The 15,347-nt window shown below is 48.1% G+C and carries 17 protein-coding genes; all 17 read left to right on the forward strand.

The genetic code is table 11. From position 1 onward, the window contains the following. The first annotated feature begins 110 nt into the window (after positions 1-110). The 17 genes from aroQ (at position 111) to QWY22_RS08605 (ending at position 15,256) form a co-directional block, all read left to right on the forward strand. Complete coding sequence (aroQ, locus tag QWY22_RS08525; protein ID WP_300983983.1) at positions 111-551, forward strand: type II 3-dehydroquinate dehydratase; 441 nt, start codon at positions 111-113, stop codon at positions 549-551. Continuing rightward, positions 548-1,615 (forward strand): M24 family metallopeptidase, encoded by a 1,068-nt coding sequence (locus QWY22_RS08530; RefSeq protein ID WP_300983984.1) that lies wholly within the window; start codon positions 548-550, stop codon positions 1,613-1,615. Before aroQ ends, QWY22_RS08530 begins: the two co-directional genes overlap by 4 nt. A gap of 17 nt (positions 1,616-1,632) precedes the next feature. After that, positions 1,633-2,193 carry an elongation factor P gene (gene efp / locus QWY22_RS08535; protein ID WP_036809277.1) on the forward strand — a complete coding sequence of 187 codons (561 nt, stop codon included), beginning with the start codon at positions 1,633-1,635 and terminating at the stop codon, positions 2,191-2,193. A gap of 143 nt (positions 2,194-2,336) precedes the next feature. Beyond that, a complete protein-coding gene (accB, locus tag QWY22_RS08540) occupies positions 2,337-2,846 on the forward strand; it encodes an acetyl-CoA carboxylase biotin carboxyl carrier protein (RefSeq protein ID WP_300983985.1) in 510 nt (169 codons plus the stop codon). Positions 2,847-2,859: 13 nt separating this feature from the next. Continuing rightward, positions 2,860-4,209: an acetyl-CoA carboxylase biotin carboxylase subunit gene (accC, locus tag QWY22_RS08545; protein ID WP_300983987.1), complete on the forward strand. Its 1,350-nt coding sequence runs from the start codon at positions 2,860-2,862 to the stop codon at positions 4,207-4,209. 14 nt (positions 4,210-4,223) lie between these two features. After that, positions 4,224-4,622, forward strand: coding sequence for an Asp23/Gls24 family envelope stress response protein (locus tag QWY22_RS08550; RefSeq protein WP_036809269.1), 399 nt, complete (start codon positions 4,224-4,226; stop codon positions 4,620-4,622). 242 nt (positions 4,623-4,864) lie between these two features. Further along, positions 4,865-5,254, forward strand: coding sequence for a transcription antitermination factor NusB (gene nusB, locus QWY22_RS08555; protein ID WP_300983988.1), 390 nt, complete (start codon positions 4,865-4,867; stop codon positions 5,252-5,254). Between the two features lie 15 nt (positions 5,255-5,269). After that, positions 5,270-6,145, forward strand: coding sequence for a bifunctional methylenetetrahydrofolate dehydrogenase/methenyltetrahydrofolate cyclohydrolase FolD (folD, locus tag QWY22_RS08560; protein WP_300983989.1), 876 nt, complete (start codon positions 5,270-5,272; stop codon positions 6,143-6,145). Between the two features lie 70 nt (positions 6,146-6,215). Further along, complete coding sequence (gene xseA, locus QWY22_RS08565; RefSeq protein WP_300984360.1) at positions 6,216-7,577, forward strand: exodeoxyribonuclease VII large subunit; 1,362 nt, start codon at positions 6,216-6,218, stop codon at positions 7,575-7,577. Beyond that, positions 7,570-7,806, forward strand: coding sequence for an exodeoxyribonuclease VII small subunit (xseB, locus tag QWY22_RS08570; protein WP_300983990.1), 237 nt, complete (start codon positions 7,570-7,572; stop codon positions 7,804-7,806). The genes xseA and xseB overlap by 8 nt, the downstream gene beginning before the upstream one ends. After that, positions 7,803-8,681 carry a polyprenyl synthetase family protein gene (locus tag QWY22_RS08575; RefSeq protein ID WP_300983991.1) on the forward strand — a complete coding sequence of 293 codons (879 nt, stop codon included), beginning with the start codon at positions 7,803-7,805 and terminating at the stop codon, positions 8,679-8,681. The genes xseB and QWY22_RS08575 overlap by 4 nt, the downstream gene beginning before the upstream one ends. Positions 8,682-8,773: 92 nt before the next feature. Then, entirely contained in the window at positions 8,774-10,678 is a 1,905-nt protein-coding gene (gene dxs / locus QWY22_RS08580; RefSeq protein ID WP_300983993.1) for a 1-deoxy-D-xylulose-5-phosphate synthase, read from the forward strand. After that, positions 10,675-11,496: a TlyA family RNA methyltransferase gene (locus QWY22_RS08585; RefSeq protein WP_300983995.1), complete on the forward strand. Its 822-nt coding sequence runs from the start codon at positions 10,675-10,677 to the stop codon at positions 11,494-11,496. The genes dxs and QWY22_RS08585 overlap by 4 nt, the downstream gene beginning before the upstream one ends. A gap of 181 nt (positions 11,497-11,677) precedes the next feature. After that, entirely contained in the window at positions 11,678-12,127 is a 450-nt protein-coding gene (ahrC, locus tag QWY22_RS08590) for a transcriptional regulator AhrC/ArgR (protein ID WP_036809248.1), read from the forward strand. Between the two features lie 16 nt (positions 12,128-12,143). Next, positions 12,144-13,841 carry a DNA repair protein RecN gene (gene recN, locus QWY22_RS08595; RefSeq protein ID WP_300983996.1) on the forward strand — a complete coding sequence of 566 codons (1,698 nt, stop codon included), beginning with the start codon at positions 12,144-12,146 and terminating at the stop codon, positions 13,839-13,841. Between the two features lie 35 nt (positions 13,842-13,876). After that, positions 13,877-14,635 (forward strand): sporulation transcription factor Spo0A, encoded by a 759-nt coding sequence (gene spo0A, locus QWY22_RS08600; RefSeq protein WP_300983997.1) that lies wholly within the window; start codon positions 13,877-13,879, stop codon positions 14,633-14,635. 153 nt (positions 14,636-14,788) lie between these two features. Beyond that, entirely contained in the window at positions 14,789-15,256 is a 468-nt protein-coding gene (locus QWY22_RS08605; protein WP_300983998.1) for a plastocyanin/azurin family copper-binding protein, read from the forward strand. The last annotated feature ends 91 nt before the right edge of the window (positions 15,257-15,347 follow it).

A 15,347-nucleotide genomic window follows, 5' to 3' on the forward strand; every position in this document is an offset into this window, starting at 1 on the left:
AACAAAAGAAGCAAAACAACAAACGCAAACAGCCATTAATGAAATATTTGCTCTCTTAATTTAAGCGGTATGGTAAAATAATGAAGACTGCAAAGGGAAGGAGTGGGGAAATGAAAGTTTTGTGTTTGAATGGGCCGAACTTGAATCGCCTCGGGAAACGCGAGAAAGAAGCATATGGCACCTTTACGCTCGATGAGCTCGAAGCAGACTTGATGGAATTTGCGGAGAATAACGGCATCAACTTGATGTGCATGCAGTCGAACCATGAAGGCGAATTGATCGACTGGATCCACATGGCGGCTGACGACGGGACGGAAGGAATTGTCTTGAATGCCGGCGCCTATACCCATACCAGCGTCGCCATCCGTGATGCCATTGCCGCCGTTCAGATTCCAATCATTGAAGTACATATTTCAAATGTCTACAAACGCGAAGAATTCCGCCAGCATTCGTTTATCGCTCCGGTAGCGGCCGGACAGATTACCGGGTTCGGCCAGGACGTTTATAAGCTGGCGTTGCACGCACTGCTATTAAAACAAGCGAGAGGATGACTCCATTGAAATTACAAAAATTGCGCAAGGAAATGGAACAACAGCAAATCGAGGCGTTGTTGATTACAAGCCAGTACAATCTTCGCTACATAACTGAATTCACCGGTACCGCCGGACTGGCTCTCGTCACCCAGCACAAAGCATATTTCATCACCGATTTCCGCTACACGGAACAAGCTGGGGAACAAGTCAAAGAGTTCGACGTCGTGCAGGCCAAAACGAATTTATTGGAAGAAGCAGCAGAACTGGTGAAAAACCTTGCCGTGAAATCCCTGGCTTTTGAAAAAGATTACGTGACCTATGCAGCATTTCTGGATTATGAGGCCAAAATCGAAGCGGAATTACAACCGGTCAGCGGCTTGATTGAAAAAATCCGGATGATCAAAACTTCGGAAGAAGTAAATATTTTGAAGGCGGCAGCAAAAATTGCAGATGATGCTTTTGAACATATCTGCAAATTCATCAAAGTCGGCCAGACCGAACTGGAAATTTCGAACGAACTTGAATTCTTCATGAGAAAGCAAGGAGCCACCTCTTCTTCATTCGATACGATTGTCGCATCGGGCCTTCGATCCGCTTTGCCGCACGGCGTAGCCACGGAGAAAAAGATCGAAAGCGGTGATTTCATTACGCTGGACTATGGTGCTCTGTACAACGGCTACATTTCGGATATCACGCGCACGGTGGCGGTTGGAGAACCTTCCGATAAACTGAAGGAAATTTATCAAGTGGTCTTGGATGCGCAAGTTTTGGGTGTTGAAAAAATCGGGCCGGGCATGACGGGCATCGAAGCAGATGCCATAGCACGCGACTACATCAAATCAAAAGGCTATGGCGAAGCATTCGGCCATTCAACGGGGCATGGCATCGGACTTGAAGTGCATGAAGCACCTGGGTTATCATTTAAATCGCAGACAGTTCTAGAGCCAGGAATGGCTGTAACCGTGGAACCGGGAATATATCTTCCGGGAATTGGCGGAGTTCGCATCGAAGATGATATACTGATAACTGAGTCAGGAAATGAACGATTAACTCACTCCACGAAAGAGCTACGCATTTTATAACAAACGGAGGAACTTACATGATTTCAGTAAACGATTTTAAAACAGGTGTAACAATTGAAGTGGATGGCGACATCTGGCGCGTAATGGAATTCCAGCACGTGAAGCCAGGAAAAGGCGCAGCTTTTGTCCGCACGAAATTGCGCAATTTGCGTTCAGGCAACGTCAACGAGAAAACGTTCCGTGCCGGCGAAAAAGTGGCGAAAGCCCAAATCGACAACCGGAAAATGCAGTATTTATACGCAAATGGGGATACTCATGCATTCATGGATACCGAAACATATGACCAAATCGAGTTGCCCGAGAAAAGCATTGAGTATGAATTGAAGTTCCTTCAGGAAAACATGGAAGTCCAAGTCATCCAATTCCAAGGCGAAGTGCTCGGCGTTGAACTTCCGAATTCAGTGGTGCTTGAAGTTGCAGAAACAGACCCAGGCATCAAGGGAGATACGGCAAGCGGCGGCTCAAAACCGGCTACTTTGTCGACTGGCCTTATTGTCCAAGTGCCTTTCTTCATCAATGTAGGCGACAAACTGATCATCAACACAACCGATTCTTCTTACGTTTCACGCGCACAGTAAGCTCGTGCACTGAAGTTGGTTAAAAAAGTGGCCTCTTCAAAAGAGGCCGCTTTTCCAATTGCCGAATGGCTATTTCATTTTGTCAGGAAAAAGTCTAAAATGGAGTAGATGCATACACCATACATAAAGGGGAGTAGAACAAAATGAAAATCCAAGAAATCAGAGAAATTATTAAACTGGTGGATAATTCATCAATCGATGAGTTCACCTACGAATCCGAAGGTACAAAAGTGAAGCTGAAGAAAAACAGCGGCGAAACAAATGCGGCGCCACAATCAGCAGCACCAGCCCAATCGGCACCTGCAGCAGCACCAACAGCGCCGGCACCGGCTTCAACGCCAGCTCCAGCTGCAAAACCGGAAGAACTGATTTCAGAGGAGACTCCTGAAATTCCAGCCCAGCAAGATGAAAATCTACATAAGATCTTATCGCCGATGGTCGGCACGTTTTACCAATCACCCTCACCGGAAGAAGCGGCATATGTTCAGCCAGGATCGAAAGTTTCTGCTGATCAAGTGGTCTGCATCGTAGAAGCGATGAAGCTGTTCAACGAAATCGAAGCGGAAGTGGATGGGGAAATTGCTGAAATTCTTGTAAAAGATGGCCAGCTAGTTGAATACGGTCAGCCTCTTTTCCTCGTAAAAGCTAACTGAGGAGGAGAAAGCTATGAAAAAAGTGTTAATTGCAAACCGCGGTGAAATCGCTGTACGGATTATCCGTGCCTGCAAAGAAATGGATATCGAAACGGTAGCGGTATATTCAGAAGCGGACAAAGAAGCGCTTCACGTAGAATTGGCGGATGAAGCATACTGCATCGGACCCAAACTATCTAAAGACAGCTATTTGAACTTCTCTAACATTATTTCCGTAGCGAAATTGACCAACTGCGACGGCATCCATCCGGGCTATGGCTTTTTGGCGGAAAATGCAAGTTTTGCGGAGCTCTGCGAAGAATGTGACATCATGTTTATCGGGCCTACTTCTGCTGCGATTTCCAAAATGGGAACTAAAGACGTAGCACGGGAAACGATGCGCCTCGCAGGCGTACCGGTTGTGCCCGGCTCTACCGGCATCGTCGGCAGTGAAAAAGAAGGCCTTGAAATTGCTGAAGAAATCGGTTTCCCAGTCATCATCAAAGCTACAGCAGGCGGCGGAGGCAAAGGCATCCGCGTGGCGCGCGACCGCGATGATTTTATTACGGGGCTTCGGATGACACAAAAAGAAGCAGCGGCGGCTTTCGGCAATCCAGGCGTCTATATTGAAAAGTTCATTGAAGATTTTCGCCATATTGAAATTCAAGTGCTGGCTGACTCGTACGGCAATGCCGTCCATTTGGGCGAGCGCGACTGTTCGATTCAGCGCCGGATGCAAAAACTGGTAGAAGAAGCGCCGTCTCCGGCATTATCTCCGGAACTCCGTGCGGAAATGGGCGACGCAGCTGTAAAAGCGGCTTTGGCTGTTGACTACCGCGGCGCCGGAACGGTCGAATTCATTTTCGATGCAGTTAACCAGAAGTTTTATTTCATGGAAATGAACACACGTATCCAGGTGGAACACCCGGTGACCGAAATGATTACAGGCATTGACTTGATTCAGCAGCAATTGAAAGTGGCTTCAGGCGAAACCTTGGCGTTCGGACAAGAAGACATCACGTTCAAAGGCTGGTCGATCGAATGCCGCATCAATGCAGAAAATCCAGCGAAAAACTTTATGCCGTCTGCAGGGAAAGTGACGATGTACTTGCCGCCGGGCGGCCTTGGTGTACGCGTGGATTCTGCGATGTATCCAGGCTACAGCATTCCGCCTTACTATGATTCGATGGTAGCGAAGCTGATCACTTTTGCGGATACGCGTGAGGAAGCGGTCGCCAAAATGAAACGCGCACTCGATGAATTTGTTGTCGAAGGCGTTCATACGACCATTCCGTTCCACTTGAAACTGATGGATCATGAAGTGTTTAAATCAGGGGACTTCAATACGAAATTCCTTGAAAAGTACGACGTTCTAGGATCCTAAGGGAGGAACTCATCATGGCAGAAAAAACAGCCCCTTATTTGCAAATGAAAGCAAGCGGCAAACAGCATTTAGGGAATATCGAAGTGGCGCCGGAAGTGCTGGAAATCATCGCCAGCATAGCGGCGACTGATATCGAAGGCGTGGCCAGCATGCAGGGCAACTTTGCTTCCGGTGTAGCAGAACGCCTTGGAAAGAAAATTCATGGCAAAGGCGTCAAGACCGATCTGACAGAAGAAGGATTGATGATTGACATCTATTGTGTCGTGAAATACGGCGTTTCGATTCCGCAAACCGCTTTGAAGCTGCAGGAACAAGTAAGGCAGACCCTGGAAAATATGACGTCTCTTCAAACGCAGGAAGTCAACGTCCATATTACCGGTGTTCAATTCGAAACCCAGCAGACCGAAGAGTAAAGCGCGCTTTACACGGATTGGGCTAAACGAAAACAAAAGCATGCGCTGTCCACCAAGCCTGATAATCGGCTTGGCGGACAGTGCTTTCTTTTTGCAGAATTCCGTTTTGGAAACTTGCCGATGAAAAACCACGCTAACATTGCGCCTTCCGATAATTATCGAAACATTTCAAACATGGAAGTTCGGGTGCATTACCTGTATAATGGGGGATAATTAGTGTGAAAAGGAGACCGGATATTATTATGAAACGACATGAAGCACGCGAAAAGGCGCTCCAGACTTTATTTCAAGTGGATGGAACGGAACTAACGATTGCAGAAGCCACCGAGCACGTAATGGGACTGGAACGCGATAATTTTTATGATTTGCTTGTCCAGGGGACGCATACCAACATGGAGGCAATCGACGAAAGGCTAAAAGGGCACTTGGAGCACTGGACGCTTGAACGCCTGCCGAAAGTGGAACGGACCATCTTGCGCATGGCAGTTTTTGAATTGGCTTATATGGAAGATGCACCGGCCAGCGTCGTTATGAACGAAGCGATTGAACTCAGCAAAACGTTTGGAGACGACAAGTCAAGCCGCTTTGTCAACGGGGTATTATCGAAATTCACAGACGAACTAGCAAATTGAATTGGAGGAACTACAGTGACTGCGACAACAATAGACGGTAGAGCAGTAAGCCAAAAAATCAAAGAGCAAGTAAAAACGCGCGTGGAACGATTGAAAGAACAAGGAGTTATTCCCGGTCTGGCAGTAGTGCTGGTCGGCGAAGACTCCGCTTCCCATACATATGTCAAAAACAAAAAGAAAACATGTGAAGCCCTGGGCATGCGTTCGGATTTGCATCAATTTCCGGATACCTTGACAGAAGCGGAACTGCTTTCGACCATTGAAGAATTGAATAACGATTCTAATATCCATGGAATCCTGGTGCAGCTGCCGCTGCCGGCGCAGATTGATGAATTCAAAGTGATTTTGGCCATCGATCCGGCAAAAGACGTAGACGGCTTCCATCCGATTTCAGTCGGCAATATGATGATCGGCAAAGAAGCTTTCTTGCCTTGCACACCGCACGGCATCATGAAACTTCTCGAACATTACGATATCAATCCAGCCGGAAAACATACCGTTGTCATCGGCCGCAGCAATATTGTCGGCAAACCGGTCGGGCAATTGATGCTTCAGAAAGATGCGACAGTTACCTACTGCCATTCCAAAACAGCCGATTTGGCTTCTTTTACGAGACAAGCGGATATTCTGGTTTCTGCAATCGGCAGAGCCAAATTAATTGACCAAAGCTTCATTAAACCGGGTGCAGTCGTTATCGATGTTGGCATGAACCGGGATGAAAATGGAAAATTATGCGGAGATGTCGATTTTGCGGATGTATCCGAAACCGCTTCTTTCCTTACCCCGGTTCCTGGAGGCGTTGGCCCGATGACCATTGCGATGCTGATGGAAAACACGGTCCAATCGGCTGAAAATGGGCTTCAGAAAGACAAAAGCGCTGAAACGATGTAAAATGAATAAAAAAGAAGCTGTTTTTCGAAAGAAAGACAGCTTTTTAATTTCTAAGATTGGGGTTGAAATCTTGTCGAGCGACCCGTATTTATCCGTAAAGGCATTAACCAAATACATAAAAAAGAAATTTGATGCGGATCCCCATTTGCGTGATGTCTACGTCAAAGGGGAATTATCAAATGTGAAAATCCATACGAGCGGACATATTTATTTCACATTGAAAGATAATTCATCCCGGCTGCCGGCTGTCATGTTTGCGGCCAATGCCCGGACCGTGAAGTTCAAACCGGAAAGTGGAATGACTGTGCTGATCCGTGGTGATGTCACCGTCTATGAAGCTTCCGGCCAATACCAGCTGTATGCCCAATCAATGCAGGCAGATGGCATCGGGGACTATTACCTGGCTTTTGAGCAGCTGAAAGAAAAGCTGGCAAAAGAAGGCCTGTTTAATGCTGTACATAAAAAGCCTTTCCCGCGTTTTCCAGAAAGAATCGCTGTCGTTACAGCGCCCACAGGGGCCGCGGTGCGCGATATCTGCATCACGCTTAACCGGCGGTATCCGCTGGCGAAAATTGTGATATACCCGACTTTGGTGCAAGGGGCGCAGGCCATCCAGTCGATTGTCCAATCCATCCAGGCAGCCAATAAAGCGGATTACGACGTCATGATTGTCGGGCGTGGCGGCGGTTCGATTGAAGACTTGTGGGCGTTTAACGACGAAGCTGTAGCGCGGGCGATTTTCCAGTCGCGCATTCCGATCATTTCGGCAGTTGGCCATGAGACCGATACGACGATTGCCGATTTTGTTGCAGATCTTCGGGCAGCAACTCCGACGGCTGCAGCGGAATTGGCGGTGCCAAGCAAAGCCGAATTGCTCGAACGGCTGCTGAGCTACCGCACCGGCATGTACCGGATGGCTTCCAATACGATCGCAAAAGAAAAAACGGCGCTTAACCGTCTGACTTCATCGATGCCGTTTGCTTATCCAGACCGTTTATACCGCCCGTTTATCGAGCGGGTCGAACGGGCAACGGATTCCTTGCAGCGTGAAGTGATCCAGACTTACAGGCGCTCAAGAGAGCAGCATGCTTACCTGGACAGACAATTGGCGGGCAGAAGCCCGGAAAATTTGATCAAGCAATCCGCAAGCGAACTGGATCATCTGCAAAGAAGGCTAGACAGCCTGATGGGCCAATCTTTGCAAAACCGTACCCAGCAGCTGTCTTCTGCTATGCGGACACTTGATGCCCTAAGCCCATTGAAAATTATGGACCGCGGCTATTCAATTTCATACAAAGGCGGGCAAGTCATCAAAAGTGTCAGCCAGGTTGAAGAAGGCGAAAGTCTGACCATTTCAATGAAAGACGGAAAATTGGCGGCGACTGTCACAGAACGCATTTTAACAAGCAAAGGAGAAAACAAAGATGGCTGAAAAAGAAATCATGTTTAACCAAGCGATGGAACAACTTGAAGAAATTGTGCGTCAACTGGAGCAAGGCGATGTGCCGCTCGAAGAAGCGCTGACTTTATACCAAAAAGGAATGGAGCTTTCAAAAGTTTGCCATGACAAGCTGCAAAGTGCGGAAAAACAACTGGTGACCATGATGAAGGACGGCAAAGAAGTGTCGGTTGACATAGAAACGGAAGGTACTACGAAATGAACTTAACCCAATTCCGAGCTTATTATGAGCCGCTGATCCAAAAAGAACTGGCGGATTTGATTGACGCCCTGTCTATTCCGGCTTCATTGAAAGAGTCCATGCACTACTCCTTGCAGGCGGGCGGAAAAAGAATCCGGCCCATTTTACTGTTGGCCGTTCTCCACGAACTGGGCGGAGAGCATCCGGAAGCACTGAAAGTGGCTGCGGCCATTGAAATGATCCATACGTATTCGCTGATCCACGATGATCTGCCAAGCATGGACAATGATGACTTGCGGCGCGGCATGCCGACCAACCATAAAGTGTTCGGCGAAGCTATAGCGATTTTAGCAGGTGATGCTTTAATCACTTACAGCTTTGGTGTAGTGGCGAGGCTGCAGCATGTCTCGAGCGACGACAAAATCCAATTGATCGATTTGATGAGCGTTTCTGCAGGGGCAGAAGGAATGGTGGGCGGGCAAGTGCTCGACATCGAAGGCGAAGAAAAGAAATTGACGCTTGAGGAACTTGAACAAGTGCACCGCTTAAAAACGGGGGCATTGCTGACTTACAGCATCCTCGCAGGAGCCATTCTCGGAAAAGCCACTCCCGAAGAAATGCTGGCACTCAGCCGGTTCGGCGAACATTTGGGCCTCGCATTCCAAATCCAGGACGATATATTGGACGTCACAGGAACATCGCAGGAACTGGGCAAAACTGCAGGCAAAGACGAATCGAGCGAAAAAAGCACATATCCGAGCTTGTTGACTTTGCCGAAAGCAAAAGAAAAACTGGATTATCATGCTGCCGAAGCGCTTCAAGCCATTCAGGCATTGGGCGTGGAAAAAGGGCTTCTGGAAGAACTGACAGCGTTGATCGTGAAAAGAAAAAACTGAATTTCGGCTCTCGAATTTGTACATTGAGCAGAGATTGATATAATGGAAACAGGCTATTTAATGGAAAAAATTTAAAAAAGGTGTGTGATGGAATGGATCTGCATACGATTACTAGTCCATCTTTCTTAAAAGAGCTGGACAATAAACAGCTCGTTCGTTTAAGTGAAGATATTCGGCGATTTTTAATAGAAAACCTTTCCCGGACGGGCGGCCATATTGGACCGAACCTGGGTGTTGTGGAACTGACAATTGCGTTGCATAAGGTATTTAACAGCCCCGACGATAAATTTATCTGGGACGTAGGGCATCAGTCTTATGTGCATAAAATTTTGACGGGCAGAGCGAGCCAGTTTGATACGCTGCGCCAATTCAAAGGCTTGTGCGGCTTCCCGAAACGCAACGAAAGCGACCACGATGTCTGGGAAACCGGCCATAGCTCGACTTCTTTGTCAGCGGCAATGGGCATGGCAGCGGCGCGCGACATCAAAAAAGCGAAAAACCACGTAATTCCGATCATCGGAGACGGTGCGCTTACAGGCGGTATGGCGTTTGAAGCCCTTAACCACATCGGCCATGAAAAAACCGACATGATTGTGATCTTGAATGACAACGAAATGTCTATTGCGCCAAACGTTGGAGCGATGCACAGCATGCTAGGCAGAATGCGTACAGCAGGCAAATACAATAAAGTCAAAGACGATTTGGAGTATTTGGTGAAGAAAATTCCGGCAGTCGGCGGAAAACTGGCATCTACGGCAGAACGCGTGAAAGACAGCCTGAAATACCTTGTCGTATCCGGCATGTTTTTTGAAGAGCTTGGTTTTACCTATCTTGGGCCGATTGACGGGCACGATTTAGAAGAATTGGAAGACAACCTGCGGTATGCCAAGAAAATCGGCGGCCCGGTCCTGCTCCACGTCATCACGAAAAAAGGGAAAGGCTTTTTGCCTGCTGAAACGGATACAGTCGGCACTTGGCACGGAACTGGCCCTTATAAAATGGAGACCGGCGATTTGGTGAAATCTTCATCAACTGCACCATCTTGGAGCGGACTTGTAGCGGAAACTGTCCGGAAATTGGCGCGCACCGATGAACGAATTGTGGCCATTACACCGGCAATGCCGGTCGGATCTAAACTTGTCGGCTTCGCTTCTGAGTTCCCAGACCGTTTTTACGATGTCGGGATTGCAGAACAGCATGCTGCGACAATGGCAGCAGGCCTTGCAACCCAGGACATGAAACCGTTTTTGGCGATTTACTCGACGTTCCTGCAGCGCGCTTATGATCAGGTAGTCCACGACATTTGCCGCCAGAACTTGAATGTCTTTATCGGCATTGACCGGGCAGGGCTTGTCGGAGCAGACGGCGAGACGCATCAAGGCGTCTTTGACGTTGCGTTTTTGCGGAACTTGCCAAACATGGTCATCATGATGCCAAAAGATGAAAACGAAGGCCAGCATATGGTGCAAACAGCGATTGATTACAACGGCGGACCGATTGCCCTGCGCTATCCGCGCGGAAACGGTTTAGGCGTTCCAATGGATGCGGAACTGAAAGCATTGCCGATCGGTTCATGGGAAGTGCTGGAAGAAGGTACAGATGCGGTCATTTTAACTTTCGGAACCACGATTCCAATGGCGCTCCATGCAGCTGAACAATTGCGTGAGGAAGGCATACAAGCCGAAGTGGTCAATGCCCGCTTTATCAAGCCGATGGACATCAGCATGCTTCACCAGATTTTCGAACGCAATGTCCCGATTGTTACAATTGAAGAAGCTGTGCTGCAAGGCGGATTCGGCAGTGCGGTATTGGAGTTCGCTGAAGAAAACCAATACCGAGGAGCGGTCATTGACCGCTTGGGCATTCCGGATCAGTTTATCGAACACGGCGATGTGGCCGAATTGATGGATGAAATCCATTTGAACAGCGATGAAGTTGTGCGTGTGGTTAAAAAGCGTGTGAAGCCGGAAACGAAGGCGGAAACGACGGCGCTATGAACAAACCGAAAAAAGAACGGGTAGATGTGCTGCTGGTAGAGCGCGGAATTTGCGAAACACGCGAAAAAGCAAAACGGGCAATTATGGCAGGCATCATCTATTCCAATGAAGTACGGATGGATCGGCCCGGTGAAAAAATCGCCGAAGATGCAGCGCTTCAGATGAAAGGCAATGACTTGAAATATGTCAGCCGTGGAGGCTTGAAACTGGAGAAAGCATTGGCAGAGTTCGACTTGTCCGTCGAAGGCAAACTGATGCTTGATATCGGTTCTTCCACCGGCGGATTTACGGACTGTGCGTTGCAAAACGGCGCTAAGCATTGTTACGCGCTGGATGTCGGCTATAATCAATTGGCTTGGAAAATTCGGCAGGATGAACGCGTTACCGTTATGGAACGCACCAACTTCCGGCATTCCAAACCGGAAGATTTTGCTGAAGGGCTGCCGGAATTTGCGACGATTGACGTCAGTTTTATTTCGCTCCGCATCATTTTGCCGGTCCTTAAGACCATTTTGGTGCCGGGCGGCGATGTCATTGCCTTGGTAAAACCGCAATTTGAAGCAGGGCGCGAATCTGTCGGCAAAAAGGGCATTGTGCGTGATCCGAAAACCCATAAAGAAGTGCTGGCAAAAGTGGCAGGCTTCGCCATCGATGCGGGCTTCCATTTGAAAAACATGTCTTTTTCGCCAATTACCGGCGGAGAAGGCAATATTGAATTTCTGTTCCATCTGCAGTCTGCCGCTGAAGGGCAGGAAATCGCTCCTCTTTCGGCAGAACAGGTGGCAGAAACCGTTAAAGCGGCACATGAAAAACTTTAAACACATTCCAGCGGGATGTGTTTTCTTTTTGGCTTACTGGCTCTAAAAAGAGGATGCCGGGCAAGGCCGCCTTGCCGTTTGGGTTTCCCGTGTGCATTCAGTTCCTTGCTTGTTTTTCGGAAGGATTAAAGGTACGATATTAGACATATAGAATAATTATTCATTCTGGGAGGACAATAAAGTGAACAAAGGCCAACGCCATATAAAAATTCGCGATTTGATTTCCAATCGTGAAATTGAAACGCAGGACGAACTCGTGGATTTATTGAAATCTGCTGGGTATGAAGTAACGCAAGCAACGGTCTCGCGTGATATAAAAGAATTGCATTTGGTGAAAGTGCCGCTGCAGGATGGGCGCTATAAATACAGTTTGCCTGCTGACCAGCGCTTCAATCCGATGCAGAAACTGCACCGGGCATTGACGGATGCTTTTGTCAGCATTGACGGAGCAAGCCACTTTTTGATCATGAAAACATTGCCGGGCAATGCACATGCCATCGGCTCGCTGATCGACCATTTGGACTGGGAAGAAATCCTCGGGACGATCTGCGGAGACGATACGTGCCTGATTATTTGCCGCGACACCGAACAACGGGAAGTGCTGAAACAACGCTTGATCGAAATGCTATAAAAAGAGGTGGATGGGTATGCTGCGGGAACTGGATATACGCAATTTCGCCATTATCGATGCACTGACCGTCAGCTTTACGGATGGATTGACCGTGTTGACCGGGGAAACCGGTGCCGGCAAATCGATCATCATTGATGCGGTGCATTTATTGGCAGGGGGGCGCGGTAGCCAAGAATTTATACGGCACGGCGCTAAAAAAGCAGAAATTGAAGGTCTTTTTTCTTTGGACAATGAAAAACATCCAGTGTTCCGTAAACTGGATGAATTTGGAATAACCTCGAGCGACGGCGATATTTTGCTGCGCCGAGAGCTGAATGATAAAGGGAAAAATGTGTGCCGCATCAACGGGAAACTGGTGACCATTTCGATTCTCCGCGAAGTGGGTGCGGCATTGATCGATATACATGGCCAACATGAAACGCAGGAATTGATGGACGAGAAACAGCATGTCTATTTGCTGGATCAGTTTGCCGGCAAGTCAATTGCCAAAGCAAAAGAAAGCTATTTGAATACCTACGACAAATACTTGAAGCTGAAGCGTGAATTTGCCTCGTACAATGAAAACGAACAGCAGATTGCACAAAAAATCGATTTGCTGACTTTTCAGCTGCGCGAAATCGAAGCTGCTGAATTGGTGGCAGGCGAAGAGGAAGAACTGCAGCAGGAACGCAAAAGGCTGCAGAATTTCAACAAAATCTACGAATCGGTATCCGCGGCCCACGAAGCGATTCAAGGTGAATCGAAAGGGTTGGATTGGGTCGGTTCGGCGATGTCCGAACTCGAACACGCGGCTTCGGTCGACGAAGCGTTCAGCAGCCAGTCGGAAACCTTGTCGAGCGCTTTTTACCAGCTCCAGGATGTCTCCACTGAAATCAAACGCGTGATTGACGACATGGAATTTGATCCGGAACGTTTGAATGAAATTGAACAGCGCCTGACGCTGCTTCAATCGCTGAAACGGAAATACGGGGCTTCGGTAGAAGATATGCTCTTGTATTATGAAACCCAGGTCGATGAACTCGACCGGCTCATCAACCGGGACCAGCGGTTGCAGCTGGACCAGGAGAAGCTGAAAGAACTTACGGAAGACTTGCGGGTTGAAGCGGAAGAATTGACGATTCTTAGAAAAAAAGCGTCCAAACAACTGGGACATGCCATAATGGAACAATTACAGGCTTTGCATATGGGCAAAGCGTCGTTCGAAGTGAACTTCAGTTCGCTTCCGAATGGCCGCTTTGACCGGAATGGCCGCGACATGATCGCTTTTTATATTTCAACAAACCTGGGCGAGCCGCTAAAGCCGTTGACAAAAGTGGCTTCTGGCGGAGAATTGTCGAGAATGATGCTCGCTTTAAAAACGATCTTTTCGAAACACCAGGGCATTACGTCGATCATTTTCGATGAAGTGGATACGGGAGTCAGCGGCCGGGTGGCACAGGCCATTGCCGAGAAAATCGCTGCCATTTCCGTCCATTCGCAAGTGCTGTGCATTTCGCATTTGCCGCAAGTAGCGGCGATGGCGGATCAGCATTTGTTCATCGAAAAGAAAGTGGAAAAACAGCGCACGGTGACCAGTGTCCATGAATTGGATGGCCAGGAACGCACGGAAGAAATGAGCCGCATGCTGTCCGGCGCGGAAATTACGGAATTGACATTGCAACATGCCGAAGAATTGTTGACGTTGGCGCGCGACAGAAAACTGACGATGAGGTAAATTTGCAAGAAGCAGTCATCAGGGGGAGAAAGTTGATGGACAAGATTAAAATTGCAATCGCAGACGATAATCGCGAATTGGTAAAGCTCATGAGTGATTATTTAAGCAGCCAATCGAATATGGAAGTTGTCGCTGTCGCGTATAACGGAAAAACTTGCATTGAAATGCTGAAACAGCACGAAGTGGATGTGTTGGTGCTTGACATCATCATGCCTTATTTGGATGGCATCGCAGTGCTGGATGCCATCAAAGAAGACGGCGAATTGCGGGGGATTGACGTCATCATGCTGTCTGCTTTTGGCCAGGAATCCATTATGAGCCAGGCAGCTGAATACGGTGCTTCGTATTTCATCATGAAACCGTTTGAGACGGAACGGCTGGCCGTTCAAATCAGCCATATTATGCATAAGCGCGAAACTGTGGACAATCCGAAAAACGAAGCAGCTGCAAAGGATGAAGCCATCACCCACATGATCAAAGAAATCGGAGTTCCTCCCCATATTAATGGCTATCTTTTCTTAAAAGAAGCGGTTTCATTGGTGCTGGAAAATCCGGATGTTTTAAACCGGGTCACAAAAGAGCTTTATCCCGGAATCGCCAAACATTTTGACTCGACGCCCCAGCGGGTGGAGCGTTCCATTCGCCATGCCATCGAAGTGGTGTGGAGCCGAAAAGAAACGCAGCACATCTCCAAGCTTTTCGGATACAGCGAAGAGCATTTGGAATCAAAACCGACCAATTCCCAGTTCATTGCAATGGTTGCGGATAGCATCCGGATGGATTCTAATTTATAATTGATGATAAAGAATCCTTGCAATGCAGCTGGCAATTTGTTTTTTCAACTCAGTTCCACCCTCTGCAGAAGTTGCATGCAATCATTCTCTTGATGTGAATTGCCCGGTTGTTTCTTTGGATGTTATAAGAAAAACAAGAAGGGGAGGATTTGCATGAACAGAAGATGGAGTGCGCTTATTGTCGGGGGTGTTTTGGTGTTGGGGGCTTGTGGCCAGGAAGATGCGCAGCCGGCAGAAGAGGAAACCGATGTAGCGGACCATGAAATGGACAAAGGCGACCATAATGCAGATGACGCCGCAAAAGAAGATGAACCCGAATCTTCTTCGGTGGACTCTTCCGATGCGCCTGAAGCAGCAAGCGGCACAGCTTCTCCGCTGATTGCACAAGGGGAAACCACAAGTTTTGTTTTTAACGAAGCCGGTGAATTTCCGCTTCACTGCGATCCGCATCCGACCATGAAAATGACCGTGATTGTGGAAGAAGGGGCATCTACGAGCGGCGAAGCCGCAGTGGAAATGGCGGATTTCGCTTTTAGCGAAACTGAATTGACTGTTGCTCCAGGCACTGTCGTAACGTGGACCAATCAGGATGAAGTTGAGCATAACGTCTCTTTTGACTGACAAAGGTGAAGGATAGGCCGGGACGATTGAACCTGGCCTATTTTCTTTTTACTTCTATCCGGATAGTCGAAAGAATCAATCGGAATCTAAT

The organism is Planococcus liqunii, from assembly GCF_030413595.1.
Taxonomy (GTDB): domain Bacteria; phylum Bacillota; class Bacilli; order Bacillales_A; family Planococcaceae; genus Planococcus; species Planococcus liqunii.